This window comes from Pseudomarimonas salicorniae (assembly GCF_023156535.1).
In the GTDB taxonomy this organism is placed as follows: domain Bacteria; phylum Pseudomonadota; class Gammaproteobacteria; order Xanthomonadales; family Xanthomonadaceae; genus Pseudomarimonas; species Pseudomarimonas salicorniae.
Genome location: NZ_JALNMH010000006.1, coordinates 199,612 through 212,250 on the forward strand (window position 1 = coordinate 199,612; position 12,639 = coordinate 212,250).

At 69.1% G+C, this 12,639-nt stretch carries 11 protein-coding genes; 8 read left to right on the plus strand and 3 right to left on the minus strand.

What is annotated here, in order from left to right:
• Positions 1–63: 63 nt before the first annotated feature.
• The 5 genes from M0G41_RS08740 to dapE all read left to right on the plus strand — a co-directional run bounded on the left by M0G41_RS08740 (position 64) and on the right by dapE (position 4,647).
• Positions 64–1,218: an ABC transporter ATP-binding protein gene (locus M0G41_RS08740; protein WP_248208018.1), complete on the plus strand. Its 1,155-nt coding sequence runs from the start codon at positions 64–66 to the stop codon at positions 1,216–1,218.
• The gene (locus tag M0G41_RS08745; RefSeq protein WP_248208023.1) at positions 1,215–2,126 is read left to right on the plus strand and encodes an ABC transporter permease subunit; all 912 of its coding nucleotides are present in this window, start codon (positions 1,215–1,217) and stop codon (positions 2,124–2,126) included. Before M0G41_RS08740 ends, M0G41_RS08745 begins: the two co-directional genes overlap by 4 nt.
• A complete protein-coding gene (locus M0G41_RS08750) occupies positions 2,123–2,971 on the plus strand; it encodes an ABC transporter permease subunit (protein WP_248208024.1) in 849 nt (282 codons plus the stop codon). Before M0G41_RS08745 ends, M0G41_RS08750 begins: the two co-directional genes overlap by 4 nt.
• 175 nt (positions 2,972–3,146) lie before the next feature.
• Complete coding sequence (locus tag M0G41_RS08755) at positions 3,147–3,503, plus strand: Spx/MgsR family RNA polymerase-binding regulatory protein (RefSeq protein ID WP_248208044.1); 357 nt, start codon at positions 3,147–3,149, stop codon at positions 3,501–3,503.
• Positions 3,496–4,647: a succinyl-diaminopimelate desuccinylase gene (gene dapE, locus M0G41_RS08760; protein WP_248208048.1), complete on the plus strand. Its 1,152-nt coding sequence runs from the start codon at positions 3,496–3,498 to the stop codon at positions 4,645–4,647. The genes M0G41_RS08755 and dapE overlap by 8 nt, the downstream gene beginning before the upstream one ends.
• A 27-nt stretch (positions 4,648–4,674) precedes the next feature.
• Here dapE and M0G41_RS08765 read toward each other — a convergent pair whose 3' ends face one another.
• The gene (locus M0G41_RS08765; protein ID WP_248208050.1) at positions 4,675–5,817 is read right to left on the minus strand and encodes an MFS transporter; all 1,143 of its coding nucleotides are present in this window, start codon (positions 5,815–5,817) and stop codon (positions 4,675–4,677) included.
• 513 nt (positions 5,818–6,330) lie between these two features.
• Complete coding sequence (locus tag M0G41_RS08770) at positions 6,331–6,750, minus strand: hypothetical protein (RefSeq protein ID WP_248208052.1); 420 nt, start codon at positions 6,748–6,750, stop codon at positions 6,331–6,333.
• A 265-nt stretch (positions 6,751–7,015) separates the two neighbouring features.
• On the opposite strand from M0G41_RS08770, the gene M0G41_RS08775 reads away from it, so the two are divergent.
• From M0G41_RS08775 to M0G41_RS08785, 3 genes are all read left to right on the plus strand, one after another.
• A complete protein-coding gene (locus tag M0G41_RS08775) occupies positions 7,016–8,209 on the plus strand; it encodes a serine hydrolase domain-containing protein (RefSeq protein ID WP_248208053.1) in 1,194 nt (397 codons plus the stop codon).
• Between the two features lie 31 nt (positions 8,210–8,240).
• On the plus strand, positions 8,241–10,067 hold the full coding sequence (gene mutL, locus M0G41_RS08780; protein WP_248208055.1) for a DNA mismatch repair endonuclease MutL: 1,827 nt from the start codon (positions 8,241–8,243) through the stop codon (positions 10,065–10,067).
• Positions 10,068–10,198: 131 nt separating this feature from the next.
• Positions 10,199–11,101: a DUF1684 domain-containing protein gene (locus tag M0G41_RS08785; RefSeq protein WP_248208064.1), complete on the plus strand. Its 903-nt coding sequence runs from the start codon at positions 10,199–10,201 to the stop codon at positions 11,099–11,101.
• A gap of 493 nt (positions 11,102–11,594) precedes the next feature.
• On the opposite strand, the gene trxA is transcribed toward M0G41_RS08785, so the two are convergent.
• The gene (gene trxA / locus M0G41_RS08790) at positions 11,595–12,473 is read right to left on the minus strand and encodes a thioredoxin (protein ID WP_248208074.1); all 879 of its coding nucleotides are present in this window, start codon (positions 12,471–12,473) and stop codon (positions 11,595–11,597) included.
• Between the last annotated feature and the right edge of the window lie 166 nt (positions 12,474–12,639).

Sequence of the window (12,639 nt, forward strand, 5' to 3'; positions counted from 1 at the left end):
GAGGCCGGGAGGGGGTAGAGACCCCTCATTCATTCCTGACCGTCTGCCCGGAACGCACCTCCCATGACCCAACCGGTAGAAGCCGCTCCCATCTCCGTTCCCGGCGTTGCCAAGACCGACCATCTCGGTGATCACGGCTATGTGCGCATCGAGGGCCTGCGCAAGGAGTTCGACGGCTTCGTCGCTGTCGACGACGTCAGCCTCAGCATCCGCCAGGGCGAGATCTTCGCCCTGCTCGGCGCCTCGGGCTGCGGCAAGTCGACCCTGCTGCGCATGCTGGCCGGCTTCGAGCGCCCCACCGCCGGCACGATGTCGATCGATGGGCAGCCCATGGACGGCCTGCCGCCGTTCCAGCGGCCGACCAACATGATGTTCCAGAGCTACGCCCTGTTTCCGCACATGACGGTGGAGCAGAACGTCGCCTTCGGCCTGCAGCAGGAAAAGCTCGCCAAGGCCGAGGTCGCCCGCCGCGTCGAGGAGATGCTGACCCTGGTGCAGATGAGCAAGCTCGCCAAGCGCAAGCCGCATCAGCTCTCCGGCGGCCAGCAGCAGCGCGTGGCCCTGGCCCGCTCGCTGGCCAAGGGGCCCAAGCTGCTGCTGCTGGACGAGCCGATGGGCGCGCTGGACAAGAAGCTGCGCTCGCAGATGCAGCTCGAGCTCGCCAACATCATCGAGAAGCAGGGGGTGACCTGCGTGATGGTCACCCACGACCAGGAAGAGGCCATGACCATGGCCCACCGCATCGCCATCATGGACGCCGGGCGCATCCGCCAGGTCGGCAGCCCGGACGAGGTCTACGAGCAGCCGAACTCGCGTTTCACCGCCGGCTTCATCGGCTCGGTGAACCTGCTGGAGGGGAAGATCGGCGAGGACGAGACCGACCACATCACCATCATCGCCCCGGACATCAACGGCTCGATCTACGTCGGCCACGGCGTCTCCGGCTACGAGGGCCAGGAAGTGGCCCTGGCACTGCGCCCGGAGAAGATCCGCATCAGCCGCGACGAGCCCGCCCAGCCGCACAACAAGATCAAGGGCACGATCGAGGACATCGCCTACTTCGGCAGCCATTCCGTCTACCACGTGACCCTGCCGAGCGGGAAGAAGCTGCTGGTCAACGCCATCAACGACCGCCGCTGGGCCTCCGAGCACTTCACCTGGAACGACGAGGCCTGGCTGAGCTGGGGCGAGAACGAAGGCGTGGTGCTGTCCTCATGAACCTCGCCGCGCTCCGCCGCTTCGTCCCCGGGCCGCGCTGGGCGGTGATCTCGGTGCCCTATGCGTGGATGCTGCTGTTCTTTGCCGTGCCCTTCCTGATCGTCCTCAAGATCAGCTTCGCCAAGGCCGCCCTGGCCATGCCGCCCTACACCGGCCTGCTGGTCTGGGCCGAGAACGCGTTGACCGTGGTCCTGAACCTCGACAACTACGCCTACCTGATCCGCGACTCGCTGTACGCCAACGCCTACCTCAGCTCGCTGAAGATCGCCGTGGTCTCGACCTTCTTCTGCCTGCTGATCGGCTATCCGATGGCCTATGCCATCGCCCGGATGAAGCCCTCCACCCGCAACGTGATGATCATGCTGGTGGTGCTGCCATCCTGGACCTCGTTCCTGATCCGCATCTATGCCTGGATCGGCATCCTCAAGGGCAACGGCCTGCTCAACAACATGCTGATGGGCATCGGCCTGATCGACGAGCCGCTGCAGATCCTCTACAGCGACACCGCGGTCTACATCGGCATCGTCTATGCCTACCTGCCGTTCATGGTGCTGCCGCTGTACGCCAACCTGGTCAAGCTCGACCTGCGCTACCTCGAGGCCGCCTACGACCTCGGCGCGCGGCCGCTGACCGTGTTCTGGCGCATAACCCTGCCGCTGTCCAAGGCCGGCATCATCGCCGGCTCGATGCTGGTGATGATCCCGGTGGTCGGCGAGTTCGTCATCCCCGAGATGCTCGGCAGCCCCGACACCCTGATGATCGGCCGCGTGCTCTGGCAGGAGTTCTTCAACAACCGCGACTGGCCGGTGGCCTCGGCGGTGGCCATCGTCATGCTGATGCTGCTGCTGATCCCGATCGTGCTGTTCCACAAGGCGCAGGCCCGGGAGCTGGAGGACAAGCTGTCATGAAACAGGTCGCCGCGGTTTCGCCGATGGCCCGCTGGCTGCTGCTGGCCGGCATCGTCTTTCTCTATGCGCCGATCCTCAGCCTGATGATCTACTCGTTCAACGAGTCGCGGCTGGTCACCGTCTGGTCGGGCTTCTCGATCAAGTGGTACGGCGAGCTGTTCCGCGACCGGCAGATGATGGACGCCGCCTGGGTCAGCGTGCAGGTGGCCTTCCTTACCGCCTGTGCCTCGGTGGTGCTGGGCACCATGGCGGCGATGAGCCTGACCCGCATGCGTCACTTCGCCGGCAAGACCCTGTTCGCGGCGATGATCACCGCGCCCCTGGTCATGCCCGAGGTGATCACCGGCCTGTCCATCCTGCTGATGTTCGTGACCCTGTCCGACCTGTTCGGCATCGCCAGCACCCGCGGCATCGGCACGATCTGGGCGGCCCATGTGACCTTCACCATGGCCTTCGTCACCATCGTCATCTCTTCAAGGCTGTCCGAACTCGACCGCTCGCTCGAGGAGGCGGCGATGGACCTCGGCGCAAACCGGTTCAAGGTGTTCTTCGTGATCACCCTGCCGATCATCGCCCCGGCCCTGGTCTCCGGCTGGCTGCTCGGCTTCACCCTGTCGCTCGACGATCTGGTCATCGCCAGCTTCGTCTCCGGCCCCGCCTCGACCACCCTGCCGATGAAGGTGTTCAGCTCGGTGCGCCTCGGCGTCAGTCCCAAGGTAAATGCCCTCGCCACCCTGCTGATCCTGATCGTCAGCCTCGCCGCCCTGGTCGGCTGGTGGCTGATGTCCCGCGACGAGAAGAAGCGCCAGCGCGAGATGCAGGAGGCGCTGCAGCAGGGGGATTAGCTGGCGGGCGAGGCCGTGGCGCGCAAGGCGGACGTTAGTACGGTTCGCCAAGGCGCGGCGAAGGCCCACAATGCGCCCGATGCCACCCTTGCGGCTCCCTGCATGCGACGCATGCGCCGGGTAGGGCATCATTCGGGCCCGAAGCGTTTCGCGTTCCTGCTACAGGGTGTCCTGCATGACCATCACCGTCTACGGCCTCGACAAGTGCGATACCTGCACCAAGGCCCGCAACTGGCTCAAGCGGGCCGGGATCGAGCATGAGTTCATCGACTACCGGGCCCAGCCGGTGCCGGCGTCGACCCTGCGCGAGTGGGCCGGCAAGCTCGGCGGCTTCGACAAGCTCATCAACCGCGCCTCGATGACCTGGCGCAACCTCCCGCCGGCGCGCAAGAGCCCGGGCTCCGACCCGGAGTGGACCCTGCTGATCAAGGAGTACCCGGCCCTGGTGAAACGACCGGTAGTGGTGGGCGAGGACGGCGCGGTCAGCGTCGGCTTCACCGACAAGCAGTTCAAGGCGCGCTTCGGTGTCTGATCGGGCCGGGGCCGACGTGCGGGCGCTGACCGAGGCGCTGATCGCGCGGCCGTCCGTGACCCCCGATGACCGCGGCTGCCAGGCGCTGATCGCCGAGCGGCTGCGTGCCGCGGGCTTCCGGATCGAGTCGCTGCGCCATGGCGAGGTCGACAACCTGTGGGCGACGCACGGCGAGGACGGACCGGTGTTCGCCTTCCTCGGCCACACCGACGTGGTGCCCAGTGGGCCGGTCGAGCGCTGGGCCAGCGATCCCTTTGTCCCGACCCTGCGCGAGGGGCAGCTGTACGGCCGCGGCGCCGCCGACATGAAGGGCAGCGTCGCCGCCTTCGTGGTGGCGCTGGAGTCGCTGGTGCGTGCTGACCCGGGGCATCCGGGCACCCTGGCCCTGCTGCTCACTTCGGATGAGGAGGGCGACGCCATCGACGGCGTGCGCCGCGTCGCCGAAACCTTCCGCGCCCGCGGCGAGCGCCTCGATGCCTGCCTGGTCGGTGAACCGTCATCGGCCAGCCGGCTCGGCGACGTGGTGCGTATCGGCCGTCGCGGTTCGTTGACGGCGACGATCCGCGTGCACGGCGTGCAGGGTCACGTTGCCTATCCGGACAAGGCCGACAACCCGATCCATCGCGCCCTGCCGGCCTTTCTCGAGCTGAGCGCGCGGCAGTGGGACGCCAACCCCTATCCGGACTTCCCGCCGACCAGTTTCCAGATCGCCAACTTCAACGCCGGGACCGGGGCCAGCAACGTGATTCCCGGCGAGGCGGTGGTGCAGTGCAACTTCCGCTATTCGCCGTGCTGGACCTCCGACGCGCTGATCGCCGAGACCGAACGCGTACTCGCAGAGCACGGCGTTTCATCGACCATCCACTGGCACCGCTCGGGCGAGCCGTTCTACACGCCGGACGGGGCCCTGCGCCGCGCGGTGCGCGAGACCCTGGCCGCCGAGCTTCGAGTCACGCCAGACGAGAACACCGGCGGTGGCACCTCGGACGGCCGCTTCATCGCGCCGCTGGGGGTCGAGGTGGTCGAGCTGGGGCCGATCAATGCCAGCATCCACAAGATCGACGAGCACATCGCGGTGGCCGACCTTGAGCGGCTGCCGGCGCTGTATGCCGGCATCGCGCGGCGCTACCTGGGCATGCGCTGACCGGGGATCGGTTCCTCGCCGCCGCGGTCAGCTCCGGCGCAGCGCCGGCAGCAGGGCGACCAGGCAGACCGTGGCGCTGATCGCAAAGGCGGCAAGGCCGCCGCGCCAGTCGAAGGCAAGCCCGGCGATCAGCGCCCCGCAGACCCCGCCAAGGCCGGAACTGAAACCGTAGAGCAGGCTTTGCCCGTGCTGGGCGAGGCGGCCGGGGAAGAACTGGCTGATGCGCTGCATGGTGGCGGCGTGGAAGGCGCCGAAGCTCAGTGCGTGGAGCAGCTGGGCAAGCAGCATCAGCACGAACGACTCGGGCAAGGTGGCAACCACGCCCCAGCGCAGGGCGGTGACGCCGACGCAGAGCGCGATCACCGCCTGCGCAGACCAGCTGCCGAAGATCCGGCTCATGGCGAGGAACATGCCGATCTCGGCCAGCACGCCCGCGCCCCAGAGCAGGCCGATGGCCTGGCCGTCGTGGCCGTGCTGGCCAAGGTGCAGGGTGTAGAAGACGTAGAACGGCCCGAAGCTCAGCTGGACCAGGAAGGCCACCAGCAGGAATCGGCGCACCTCGCCGCGGGCCAGAACCTCACCCAGGTTCAGCGAAGGGCCGTCGTCGCTGGCGATTCCTACCGGTGCGTGGCCGCCGATCATCTGCGTGCTGAGCCCCACCATCAGCAGCAGCGGCAGCATGAGTGCCGGCAGCGCGGCGCCGCCCAGCCAGTCGAGCAGCGGGCCGTAACCGCTGGCCACCAGCACGAAACCGACCGATCCCCAGACCCGCACCCGCGCGTAGCGCTCGCGCTGCTGGTCGAGCCGGGCGAGGGCCAGGGCCTCGAACTGCGGCATGATCGCGTTGGCAAAAAAGCTGAACACCGCCATGGTGACCAGCACCGCGGCCAGCGAGTCGAAGATCAGGAAGCCGGCAAAGCCGACGGCGGCGGCCCAGGCGCCAGCGCGCAGCCAGTGCAGCGGCTCGGCGGCACGCGAGCAGCCCCAGGACCACAGCGGCGGCGCCAGCACGCGGGTGGCATACCACAGCGACATGACCACGCTGGCGGCCAGCGCGCCGTGACCGCTCTCGACCACCCAGCGCCCGAAATAGGGCGACAGCGCCCCGACCGCGGCGTAGTACCAGAAGTAGAAGCTGGAGAGCCGCCAGGGGGAGTCCGTTCCGCGCATGGCGCATTATCGCGCGCGCGGCGGGCGTCGGGCGTGCGCTGCGTGCGCGGAACGGGGTTGCCGGGGGGCGTGCGTGCGGAGGCCCCGATGGGCGCGCCAAGGTGAACAAAGGGCGCGAAGCGCGCATTCGCCCCGGTCCCGCTGTAGGAGCCAGCTTGCTGGCGATAGGCACCCCGGACCGGACGATCGCCAGCAAGCTGGCTCCTACACACGCAACGGCGTTGCCAGGTCCGGTTGGCGCCGCAAAGCAGGCCCTGCCGTAGTCAAACTGTGGGAGTGCCCTTGGGCGCGACCGCGGAGTTCCGCTCTGGCCGCCGTCTGAGGTGAATCCGTGGCGCCGCGGTCGCGCCCATGGGCGCTCCCACAGTCGGGCTTCGTTGGGCGTCGTCGGCGAAGCCCCGTAGGGTCTGCCTTGGCGCGCCGATATGGGCGTTCGGACGGTGTGCCCGGTGCGGCCAGCCGCACCCTATGAATGTCCGCTGCGCGCCCGAGCCCGCCGCTGCGGGGCCGGGCTCAGGCCGCCTGGCGGACGGCGAGGATGCGTTCGTGCAGGGCGCGCAGGCGCTCGAAGTCGTGGGCGACTTCCTTGTGCAGGGTCTGCAGGCCGGCCAGCGGGGCGTTGCGGGTTTCGTAGAAGACCACCGCCAGCCAGGTCGCGATGCCCTTGTAGGCCCAGCGCGGGTCCTCGTCGCGGGATTGCTCGTAGGCCTTGTCCACCGCGTCGCCCCAGGGCTGGTAGCTCTCGACGTGCTCGGAACCGTAGAACTGCGGCATCGGGTGGCGTTCGGCGCGCAGGGCTTCGCCGAACACCAGGGTGGCCAGCTTGGCCTCCTGCTCGGCGGACAGCAGGTACAGGATGGCGCGGATCGCCTTCCACTGCCGGCGCAGGGTCATCAGCCGGGTGAAGGCCAGCATGCGGGTCAGGTACTTCATCGTCTACCTCGGTCAATGCATGTCCGATGGCGTGATCGCTCCCCTGCAAGCGACCGGCTCCGGGCGGGTGTTTCGGGTGTTCGCCGTCTGCTTTGGTCTGGCTACGTCACTTTTGTACGAAAAGCGGCGGTGGCGGAGTGTGACCCAGAACCCAATCTCGCTGCAAGCATGTGTGAAGAGGGCGGTACCGTTCAGCCGGGCTGCCATTTTTCGGCGCGCGGGGTAGGGTAGGCAGCGCCCGTCCGCGGCCCCGGAGACTGACACCATGCGTCACCTTGCCCTTGGCCTGGCCCTGCTTTTACTCGCCTCCGCCGGGTCACGCCCGGCGCTGGCGGACGCTGGCTACTTTCCGCCCCGCGGCGAGTGGGCGAGGGCGACGCCCGCCGAGATGGAGGTGGATGCCGCGGCGCTGCAGCGCGCCATCGATGCCGTCCGCGGGCACGAGAATCCGGCGCCGCGCGACCAGGCCATCATGTGGGCGCAGGGCTTCGGCTCCCGCGAGCCCTATTTCGGTGGTCTGCTCGGGCCGACCTCGGTGCGCGCCGACGGGGTGGTCGGGCTGGTGATCCACCGCGGACGGGTGCTGGCCGAATTCGGCGATACCGAGCGGGTCGACATGACCCACAGCGTGGTCAAGAGCGTGCTTTCCACCGTGGTGGGCCTTGCCCATGACCGGGGTCTTATTGCCGATCTCGATGCGCCGGTCGCGCGGCTGATGCCGCCGGATGTCGACCTCTTCGAGAGCGCCCATAACGCGTCGATCAGCTGGGACATGCTGCTGCGCCAGACCTCGGACTGGCAGGGCACGCTGTGGGGGCGCCCGGACTGGGCCGATCGCCCCGAGGGCGAACCGGAGCAATGGCCGCAGACGCCGCGGCACACGCCGGGCAGCCGCTACGAATACAACGACGTGCGCATCAACGTGCTGGCCCTGGCCGCGCTGCAGGTCTGGCGGCGACCGCTGCCCGAGGTGCTGCGCGAGCGGATCATGGATCCGATCGGCGCCAGCACGCGCTGGCGCTGGCATGGCTACCGCAATTCCTGGGTCACCCTCGACGGGCAGAAGATGCAGTCGGTCTCGGGCGGCGGGCACTGGGGTGGCGGCCTGTTCATCGACGCCTGGGATCTGGCCCGCTTCGGCTACCTGATCCTGCGCGAGGGGCGCTGGGGCGATCGCCAGCTCATCGGCCGGGTCTTCCTCGCCCGCGCGGCGACGCCCGGCGCGGCCAAGGCCGACTACGGCTACGCCAACTGGTTTCTCAATCCGGGCCGGAAGGCGCTGCCCTCGGCGCCGGAGGATGCGATCACCTTCCGCGGAAACGGCCAGAACATCGTCTACATCGACCGCCGCCACGACCTGCTGATCGTGCTGCGCTGGATCGACGGCGATGCGGCGCTGGATGCCTTCATCGGCGCGGTGATCGCCGCCCTGCCGGAGTCGGCGCGGCGCCCGCGGTAAACTCGCGCGCTTTGACCTTCCGGAGCCTGCCTTGCCGATCCGCCCGCTGCCCGATGTCCTGGTCAACCAGATCGCCGCCGGCGAAGTGATCGAGCGCCCGGCCTCGGTGGTCAAGGAGCTGGTCGAGAACGCACTGGACGCGGGGGCGCAGCGGATCGAGGTGGATATCGAGGAGGGTGGGGCACGGCTGATCCGGGTGCGCGACGACGGCGGTGGCATTCCGGCCGCCGAACTGCCTATCGCCCTGCAGCGCCACGCGACCAGCAAGATCGCCGCGCTGGACGACCTCGAGTCGGTGATGACCATGGGCTTCCGCGGCGAGGCGCTGCCCTCGATCGCCTCGGTCTCGCGATTTGCCATCACCTCGCGCTGCGCCGCCGACGAGCATGCCAGCGCGCTGGCCGTCGACGGCGGGCGGATGGGCGAGGTCGAGCCGGCCCAGCATCCGCCGGGCACCACCATCGAGGTGCGCGAGCTGTTCTACAACGTGCCGGCCAGGCGTCGCTTCCTGCGCGCCGAACGCACCGAGTTCGGCCATATCGACGACCTGCTGCGCACGCTGTCCCTGGCCCATGGCGAGCGCCGCTTCGTCCTGCGCCACAACGGCAAGCCGGTGCGCGACTACCGCGCCGCGGCCAGCGAGGAGGCGCGGCTGAAGCGACTGCAGGAAGCGCTCGGCGAGGGTTTCTCCAGCCAGTGTCTGGCGGTGGCCCACGAGGGCGCCGGCCTGCGCCTGCACGGCTGGCTCGGTCTGCCGACCGCCTCGCGCTCGCAGGCCGACCAGCAGTTCTTCTTCGTCAACGGCCGCCCGGTGCGCGACCGCGTGGTCGCCCATGCGGTCAAGCAGGCCTACGCCGACGTGCTGTTCCACGGCCGCCATCCGGCCTACGTGCTGTTCCTCGAGCTCGACCCGCGGCGGGTCGACGTCAACGTGCATCCGGCCAAGTCCGAGGTGCGCTTCCGCGACGGCCGGCTCGTCCATGATTTCCTGTTCCGCTCGCTGCACGAGGCGCTGGCCGGCACCCGTGCCGGGCATGCGGCGCCCGCGCCGCAGGCCGAGGCCGGATCGACGATGCCCGCCTCCTACGCGCCGTTTGCAGGTGGCGCCGGACAGGCGCCGCAGCAGGGCGGGCTCGGCCTGGCGGTGGGCGAGACCCTTGCCCAGTACCGCAGCCTGTACGCATCGCCCTCGGCGAGCGCCTCGGCGGCGCCCGGGCTCGGCGGCGGCGCCGCGCCGATCAGCGCGGCGATGCCCGACAGCGCGCCCGGCGAGGCGCCACCGCTGGGCTACGCCCTGGCCCAGCTGCACGGGGTCTACGTGCTCGCCGAGAACGCCCAGGGCCTGATCCTGGTCGACATGCATGCCGCCCACGAGCGGATCAGCTACGAGCGGCTGAAGACCGCCCAGGATGGCGGCGGCATCCGCCGTGTGCCCTTGCTGGTGCCGATCGGCGTCTCGGTCAGCGAACGCGAGGCCGACTTCGTCGAGACCGCCGGCGAGGCGCTGGCGGGGCTGGGCCTGGTCATCGAGCGCAGCGGGCCGCAGTCGATCGCCATCCGTGAGATCCCGGCCCTGCTCGAGGGCGTCGACGCGCGCCAGCTGGCGCTCGACGTGATTGCCGACCTGATCGAGCACGGCAGCACCCGGCGCATCGAGGAGCAGCGCAACGAGCTGCTGGCGACCATGGCCTGCCACGCTTCGGTGCGCGCCAACCGGCGCCTGACCCTGCCCGAGATGAATGCCCTGCTGCGCGACATGGAGGCCACCGAGCGCTCCGGCCAGTGCAACCATGGCCGTCCAACCTGGACGCAGCTGTCGATGGCCGAGCTGGACAAGCTGTTCCTGCGCGGGCGGTAATCAGCTCATGCTGTCGCACTGCCCCCGCATTCATCCCCCGCTCGCACGCGCGGGCAGGCTCGCGACTATCCTCGGTGGCCTGACACGCGACCCGCCACCAGGCCGCCCTCCCATCGCAAACGGATGCCCGCATGAGCCGATTGCTGTCCTATCTGATGCTTGCCGCAGGACTGCCCGCCATGGCTGCTGAACCCATTGATCCCTCGACGCACAGGGCCGGAGTCGAGGCCTGGCACGCCGCCCGTATCGAGCGACTGAAACAGCCGGCCGGCTGGCTGTCCCTGGTCGGCCTGCACTGGATCGAAGAGGGCCGCCACGCGGTCGGTGCGGGCGAGGACAATGACATCGTCCTCAACACCGGGCCGGCGCGCCTTGGCACGATCGAGCGCGCCGGTGACGGCGTGCATTTCACGCCCGACCCGTCCGCTGGCGTCGCGATCAGCCCGCCGGCGGAGGGCCGCGTGCGGCTTGATCCGGGCGGCGAGCACGATCCCACCGTGGTCTCCTTCAACGGCGGCGACGCCAGCTTCGTGCTGATCGAGCGCAGCGGACGCTATGGCCTGCGCGTGCGCGACGCCCAGGCGCCGACCCGGACCGGGTTCATCGGCATCGAACGCTTTCCGGTCGATCCCGCCTACCGCGTCGAAGCCCGCTTCCTGCCGCATCCCGAGGGCAAGACCATCGACATCGCCAGCGTCATCAACACGCTGGAGCCGATGGCCAACCCCGGCGTGCTCGAGTTCGAACTGAACGGAGAGGTCCACCGGCTGGAGGCGATCCTCGAGGCGCCCGGCGATGAAAGCTATTTCGTGATCTTCGCCGATCGGACCAACCGCGAGCAGACCTATGGCGCCGGCCGCTTCGTATACACCGATGGCCTGCCCAGGGACGGCAAGGTGGTGCTGGACTTCAACAAGGCCTACAACCCGCCCTGCGCGCTGAATGCCTATTCCACCTGCCCCCTGCCTCCGCCGGAGAACCGCATGGACACCGCGGTCGACGCAGGCGAGAAGCGCTATCTGGGCAAGCACTGAGCGGGCAGGGGGCGCTTCGGGCGCGAAGTGCGCATTCGCCTCGTTCCCTCGAACGCCCGCGTTTTCTGTGGGAGTGCCCTTGGGCGCGACCGCGGAGATCCGCTCTGGCCTCGGTCTGTGGCCAATCCGATGCGCTGCGGTCGCGCCCAAGGGCGCTCCTACAGTCGAGTGTGGTTGAAGTTCGGTAATGCGGTGGAAGTGGTCGGGGTTCAGACGCGTCAGAAGGGCGCAAACCGGACCTGGCAGCGCCGTTGCGTGTAGGAGCCAGCTTGCTGGCGATCGTCCCGTCCGGGGCGCCTATCGCCAGCAAGCTGGCTCCTACATTCGGGTTTTGCGGAAGGTCCGCTTGGCGCCCTCTTTTCCCCTGGCGCATCGCTGCGGTTGCGCCCAAGGACGCCCGTGTAGGAGAAAGGCCCGTTGGGGCCGCTCTGCGTACGGCGACAATTCGCGCTGCGGCGACCTTCCGGGCGAGCGCCGCGCGCGTCTCGGCCGGTCAGAACAGCAGCGAAGCCATCTTGCGGCGGTACTTTCCGACCAGATCCTCGTCGTCGATGATCTTGAAGGCGTCGACCAGGGCGCGGCGGGCGGCGCCGTCGTTCCAGGCCTTGTCGCGGCGCAGCAGTTCCAGGAACTGCTGCAGCGCGGCTTCGGTTTCGCCGCCGACCAGGGCGTGGACGCCGAGCAGGTGGCGCGCGGCATGGTCATTCTCGTCCTTCGCCAGGCGTGCCTCCAGTTCGGCAGCGGAGGGGGCGCCGGTGAGCGCGGCGGCGAAGTCGAGCGTCGCGTGCACGCGCTTGGCGCGGTCATCGGCGGCGAGGTTGGCCGGCAGACCATCGAGCACGGTGGCGGCGCGCTGTACCTCGCCGGCCCTGGACAGGGCCACGGCCAGGTCGAGCTGCAGTTCCGCGTTGTCCGGTTCGGCGGCAATCTGTGTTTCAAGGTCGGCGATCTGCTGCTGAGGGGTGCGCGTATCCGGCGCCGGCTCGGCGGGTTCGGCGGGCAGCGGTTCGACGCCGTGCTGGGTCAGGAACTGGCGGATCTGCGATTCGGGTACCGCGCCCATGAAGCCGTCGACCGGCCGGCCGTCCTTGAGCAGGATCACCGTCGGCAGCGAGCGCACGCCGAACAGCGCCGGCAGCTGCTGCTCCTCGTCGCTGTTGACCTTGGCCAGCACGAAGGCGCCGCCGTACTCGGCAGCCAGCTTTTCCAGCACCGGCTTGAGCTGCTTGCAGGGCGCGCACCAGTCGGCCCAGAAGTCGACCAGGACAGGTACCTCGGTGGAGCGGACCAGCACGTCCTGCTCGAAGCTTTCGGTGCGGACATCAAAGGAATGGGGCTGCGTGCTCGGGGCCGCGGGGGTATCGGCAAACATGGTCTCGGCTGGCTCGAAGGAAGGGAGATCGCTGAACTAGGTGGGGCCGCAGGAGCCGCATGCCAAGGGGCGTGGGCTGGCGCGGCCGTCGCTCCGGCACGGCCTGAAGCATAGCCGGTCCGCCGGGCAGCGGGCCCCGATGTGTCGCCGAGGCCTGTTCAAGTGA

Bases quoted from the DNA above. Each gene is read 5' to 3' on its own strand.
- M0G41_RS08740 (WP_248208018.1), top strand. From the start codon at position 64: ATGACCCAACCGGTAGAAGCCGCTCCCATCTCCGTTCCCGGCGTTGCC.
- M0G41_RS08745 (WP_248208023.1), top strand. From the start codon at position 1,215: ATGAACCTCGCCGCGCTCCGCCGCTTCGTCCCCGGGCCGCGCTGGGCG.
- M0G41_RS08750 (WP_248208024.1), top strand. From the start codon at position 2,123: ATGAAACAGGTCGCCGCGGTTTCGCCGATGGCCCGCTGGCTGCTGCTG.
- M0G41_RS08755 (WP_248208044.1), top strand. From the start codon at position 3,147: ATGACCATCACCGTCTACGGCCTCGACAAGTGCGATACCTGCACCAAG.
- M0G41_RS08765 (WP_248208050.1), bottom strand. From the start codon at position 5,817: ATGCGCGGAACGGACTCCCCCTGGCGGCTCTCCAGCTTCTACTTCTGG.
- M0G41_RS08770 (WP_248208052.1), bottom strand. From the start codon at position 6,750: ATGAAGTACCTGACCCGCATGCTGGCCTTCACCCGGCTGATGACCCTG.
- M0G41_RS08775 (WP_248208053.1), top strand. From the start codon at position 7,016: ATGCGTCACCTTGCCCTTGGCCTGGCCCTGCTTTTACTCGCCTCCGCC.
- M0G41_RS08785 (WP_248208064.1), top strand. From the start codon at position 10,199: ATGAGCCGATTGCTGTCCTATCTGATGCTTGCCGCAGGACTGCCCGCC.
- trxA (WP_248208074.1), bottom strand. From the start codon at position 12,473: ATGTTTGCCGATACCCCCGCGGCCCCGAGCACGCAGCCCCATTCCTTT.